Origin of the sequence: Intrasporangium sp. (genome assembly GCF_035280925.1) — a bacterium.
Classification (GTDB): domain Bacteria; phylum Actinomycetota; class Actinomycetes; order Actinomycetales; family Dermatophilaceae; genus Intrasporangium.
Genome location: NZ_DATEEY010000140.1, coordinates 1 through 4,829 on the forward strand (window position 1 = coordinate 1; position 4,829 = coordinate 4,829).

Below are 4,829 nucleotides of genomic sequence, written 5' to 3' on the forward strand. Positions count from 1 at the left end.
CCGTCGGAGCCGACGACGTGGTGGTCGAGGGCATGGCGGGCGCCCCACACCGACTCCTTGCCGAGCCGGTCGAGGAACAGGAAGGTGGGCAGTGGCTCGAAGATCGAGGTCCACACGGTGTTGAAGTTGATGGCGCTCGCCATCGTCGCCACGTAGACCTCGTCGGGCGCGATCTCGGGGGTGGCGACCTGCGCGACGTGGAGCGACTTTCGCGGGTCCTTCTCCTCGGACTCGACGCCCTCCCACATGTCCTGCTCGCTGCGCAGCACGTGCGCGGCGCGGTACGACTCGGGGATCGGCAACGCGGCGAGCTCGTCGCCCGAGGCGCCGGCCTGGATGGCATCGAGGATGGGCTGCATCGACATGGTCGCGGACGTTACCGGCCGGTAGCTTGGCCGGCCCAATGGTCGAACCGATCACCTTGGTCACCCAACGGCTCCAGCTGCGACCGTGGCGGGAGTCCGACCGCGATCCGTTCGCGATGCTGAACGCGGACCCACGGGTGATGGAGCACTTTCCCTCGACGCTCGATCGGGAGCGGTCCGACGCCCTGGTCGATCGCATCGAGGCCGAGTTCGCCGAGCAGGGCTGGGGCCTGTGGGCCGTCGAGGTCGTCGACGGCGCCGAATTCTGCGGTTTCATCGGTATGGCTGCGGCCGAACACGCCCTCGGTCGGCCGGCCATCGAGGTGGGATGGCGACTCGCACACGAGCACTGGGGCCACGGGTACGCGCCCGAAGGTGGCCTCGCGTGCCTGCGCTTCGCCTTCGACGATCTCGGCCTCGACGAGATCGTGTCCTTCACCGTCCCGGCCAACGTCAACAGCCGGCGGGTGATGGAGAAGATCGGGCTGCACCTCGTCGGCGACATCGAGCACCAGGGCCTGCCGCCCGACAGCCCTCACCGACACCACGTGCTCTATGCCCTCACCGTCGAGGAGTGGCGGACCGGTCCTCGTTGGCCCGGTCGGATTACCCCCCGGTAACCTGGCACTCCGCAGCGGCTGCAAGGCAGCAGTCGCCTGACGTCAGGGGAATGCAATGGCCGGATCGGTGATCCTCGCGGGGGCTCGCACCCCGATCGGCAAGCTGTCGGGCTCACTTGCAGGGTTCTCGGGCTCGCAACTCGGTGGCCTCGCCATCAAGGCCGCGCTCGAGCGTGCCGGGATGACCGGCGAGCAGGTCGACTACGTGTTCATGGGCCAGGTGCTCCTCGCCGGCGCCGGCCAGATGCCCGCCCGCCAGGCTGCCGTCGACGCCGGCATCCCCATGTCGGTCCCATCGACGCTGATCAACAAGGTCTGCCTCTCGGGCATCAACTCGATCATGATGGCCGACCTGCTCATCCAGTCCGGCCAGGCCGACGTCGTCGTCGCCGGTGGCCAGGAGTCGATGACCAACGCGCCGTACCTGCTGCCCGACGCCCGGGCCGGCATGCGCCTCGGCGACAAGAAGGTCATCGACTCGATGATGTACGACGGTTTGTTCTGCGCGTTCGACCAGGTGGCGATGGGCGCGGGCACCGAGAAGTACGCAGCGTCGGCGGGCATCAGCCGTGACGTGCAGGACGACATCGCCTACAAGTCACACGAGCGTGCGGCCCGGGCTGCGAAGGATGGCCTGTTCGACAACGAGATCGTCCCGGTCGAGATCCCGCAACGCAAGGGCGATCCCGTGGTGTTCACCTCGGACGAGGGTGTCCGCGCCGAGACGTCGCTCGAGTCCCTCGGCGCCTTGCGCCCCGCGTTCGACAAGGCCGGCAACATCACCGCCGGCAACGCCAGCCAGATCTCCGACGGCGGCGCCGCAGTCATCGTGGTCTCGAAGGCCAAGGCCGACGAGCTCGGCGCGACGCCCCTCGGCGAGATCGTCTCGAACGGTCAGATCGCCGGCCCCGATGCCTCGCTGCTCACCCAGCCGTCGAGGGCGATCTTCCAGGCGCTCGAGCGGGCGAGCCTGAAGGTCGGCGACATCGACCTGTTCGAGCTGAACGAGGCGTTCGCCGCGGTCGGTGCCGCCTCGATGAGCGACCTGGGCGTGAGCGACGACGTCGTCAATGTCAACGGCGGCGCCATTGCGCTGGGCCACCCGATCGGCGCGTCGGGCACCCGCATCGTGCTCACCCTGCTCAACGAGTTGAACCGCCGCGGTGGCGGCACCGGCGCGGCTGCCCTCTGCGGCGGAGGCGGCCAGGGCGACGCCCTCATCGTCAAGACCATCTAGTTGTCGGCCATCACGTTGGTGACGGCCGGTCGGACTCGAGCTGACGAAGCGAAGAACGCGGTGAGAGCATCAGCGAGCGCCTCGGGATGCGTCAGTGGGGCGGCATGCCCGGCGCCCTGGATCTCCTGAACCTGTCCGTTGGTGACGTGGTCGGCGACGTACCGCGCGCACGTGACGAAGAACGGCTTGGTGTCCGCTCCGTGCAGCACGCTCACCGGAGCGGAGATCGCGCCGAGCACGGCCGGATCTGTGGTGGGGTCTCCATGCTCCGTCAACTGCTGGAGGAGACTGAGCAGGTTCGGAACGTAGCGCCCTACGGCCTTGAAGTAGCCGGCGTCCTCGGCCGCGGCGACCTCCTGGTCGTTGAAGGGCCAGCCGGCGAACGCGCGAGCCGCCTCCGCCAGGCTGCCGTCGGTGGCAAGTTCGCCCATCCTGGCGGCGGCGCCGAGAAGCGCCGCCTGCTCCTGCTCGTCCATCAGGCTCTGCACCACTGGCTCGAAGGCGACCACCGACGTGACCGTGTCGGACTGCGCCGCGACGCCGAGCGCATGGTTGGCGCCGCCGGACCACCCCGCCAGGCTGGTCGGTGCCCCGATGCTGTCGACGTAGGCGAGCAGGTCGTCGACCTGCCGGCGGATGGTGAGGTCTGGGTGATCGCCGCTGAGGCCCCGGCCCCGCAGGCTCGGCAGGTGGCAGGTGAACTGGTCGGTCAGATGCCTCAGCACGAGGTCCCAGTCGAGGTCGCCGTCGCCCATGGCGCCTTGTAGGAACACCAGCGGAGCTCCCTCGCCGTGCACGGTCCCACCGATGGTGACGCCGTCGGAGGTGGTGACGTAGTGGTTGCGTTGGTTGCTCATCGCTGTCTGCCTCCGTCTCGTGCGGTCATGCCTGCAACGGTGACGCAGACGACGTCGGAGATCGTCACCCGACCGGGTACGTCTCGGCGGTCAGGGGTGACTACAGGTCGCGGCGTGCGACCTGTGCGGCCAGGTCCGCGCGTCCGTCGACGTCGACCTTGGCGTAGACGCGGGACAGGTGTTTCTTGACCGTGTTGACGGAGATGAACATGCGCTGACCGATCTCGGCGTTGGTGTGGCCTTCGGCGACCAGCCGCACGAGGTCGAGCTCGGCTGGAGTCAGTGACGCCCAGCCAATCTGCGGGCGTTGACGCTCGCCCCGCCCGCGGCGGGCATACGCGACCGCGTCGGCCAGCGTCAGCTCGCTGCCCGCGTCCCAGCAAGCAGTCGCATCGGTGTCGTCCAGGTCGGCTCGGGCGGCCTGGTGAGCACGACCGAAGCGGTCGCCCTCCAAGGAGAAGCGCTCGAGGCCGGTGTCGGTGTGGAACCGTTGCGACGCGGCGAGCAGGCGTAGCGACCGCTCGGGCTCGCCGAGGGCAACGGCCAGGTCCGCGATCGTCTCCAGCGCCCCCGCGGCCCCGAGCCGGTCGCCGTAGTCGTCCATGACCTCCAGGCCCTCGTGCGCCAGCTCCCACGCCTCGTCGAGGTCCCCGTCCCGCACGGCCAGAACCGCGAGACCCAGCAACGACCGGCCCAGCGGCAACGGGATGCGCGGGTCGGTCGAGAGCGCGCGACCTGCCGCAAGATGTGCTCGCGCCTCGTCGCGGCGCTCCTCGACGTGTGCGAGCACACCGAGCAGCCACTCGCCGATGGACTCGCCCCACCGGTTGCCGCCACCACGGCCCAACCGCACGACCCCGTCCGCCGCCGCCCGAGCAGTCTCGAGATCACCGGATGCGTACGCCGACAAGGCGAGCCACGGACCGAGCTGCATGTCGTACTGGGTCCCCTCCAAACCCTGTCCTCGCAGGACCGTCTGCGCCTCGGACAGCCGGTCCCGCGCCTCACCGTGGTTGCCTTGCAAGACGGCAGCCGCGCCCAGGCCAGCGAGTCCCAGCGCCTCCCAGCCGGGACGTCCGGCCTGCCGGCTGAGCTCGACCGCACGTCGAGCGTGCCGGCGTGACCGGTCGAGCCGTCCAGTCCACACCTCCCAAATGCCAGGGGACGCGTGGGCGGCCGGCAGTTGGAAGGCGAGCTCATTGGCCTCACACACCTCCACGGCCTGCTCGAACCGACGGCACGCGGCGTCGATGGAGCGGCGGCAGAACAGCGCCGCCCCAGCGAACGCCAGGACGTAGGCGTAGTTCGAAGCATCCTCGCAGCGCTCCGCGTGCTCGACCGCCTGCTCGGCGTCGGCGTCCACCTGCGCGCTGGTCGCCAGCCCCGACAGCGCCCCCGAGAAGGCCCGTTGGCCCAACGCGACCGAGAGCGCACCGCCCACATCGGCGGCGCGTGCCAGGTCGACCGCCTTGCTCGCCGACCGATAGGCGCTGGCCGGCTGTTCGCTGGCAAGGGCCAGGGCCGCCGCGGTGATCAATCCCCGCACGCGCTCGTCGTCGGGCACGCCCGTGACATCGGCCGCGTCGTGCACACGTCGGTACACCTCCCGGGACAGGCCGCGCTCGAACCAGAAGCGGACGATGGGCTCGGTGATGCCCACCAGCCCTCGCAGGTCTCGGGACTCCGCCGCCCAGTCCATCGCCGCGCGCAGGTCATCCAGATCGGCCGCAACCCGCGCCATCCAGGGCTC

At 69.9% G+C, this 4,829-nt stretch carries 4 protein-coding genes and 1 pseudogene; 2 read left to right on the forward strand and 3 right to left on the reverse strand.

The features are described from left to right. Window positions 1-365, reverse strand: a pseudogene (locus VJN29_RS13145) (crotonyl-CoA carboxylase/reductase); the annotation flags it as partial. A 38-nt stretch (window positions 366-403) separates the two neighbouring features. Between VJN29_RS13145 and VJN29_RS13150 the strand changes: the two are divergent. Beyond that, window positions 404-985, forward strand: coding sequence for a GNAT family N-acetyltransferase (locus tag VJN29_RS13150; protein ID WP_324144081.1), 582 nt, complete (start codon window positions 404-406; stop codon window positions 983-985). Between the two features lie 55 nt (window positions 986-1,040). Next, the gene (locus VJN29_RS13155; RefSeq protein WP_324144082.1) at window positions 1,041-2,222 is read left to right on the forward strand and encodes an acetyl-CoA C-acetyltransferase; all 1,182 of its coding nucleotides are present in this window, start codon (window positions 1,041-1,043) and stop codon (window positions 2,220-2,222) included. On the opposite strand, the gene VJN29_RS13160 is transcribed toward VJN29_RS13155, so the two are convergent. Further along, on the reverse strand, window positions 2,219-3,079 hold the full coding sequence (locus tag VJN29_RS13160; protein ID WP_324144083.1) for an alpha/beta hydrolase: 861 nt from the start codon (window positions 3,077-3,079) through the stop codon (window positions 2,219-2,221). The two genes, VJN29_RS13155 and VJN29_RS13160, sit on opposite strands and share 4 nt — an antisense overlap. Before the next feature lie 100 nt (window positions 3,080-3,179). Next, the coding region (locus tag VJN29_RS13165) for a helix-turn-helix transcriptional regulator (RefSeq protein WP_324144084.1) at window positions 3,180-4,829 on the reverse strand (1,650 nt) is incomplete at its 5' end.

Excerpts from the sequence above, each read along its gene's own strand:
- VJN29_RS13150 (WP_324144081.1), top strand. The coding sequence starts at position 404 with ATGGTCGAACCGATCACCTTGGTCACCCAACGGCTCCAGCTGCGACCG.
- VJN29_RS13155 (WP_324144082.1), top strand. The coding sequence starts at position 1,041 with ATGGCCGGATCGGTGATCCTCGCGGGGGCTCGCACCCCGATCGGCAAG.
- VJN29_RS13160 (WP_324144083.1), bottom strand. The coding sequence starts at position 3,079 with ATGAGCAACCAACGCAACCACTACGTCACCACCTCCGACGGCGTCACC.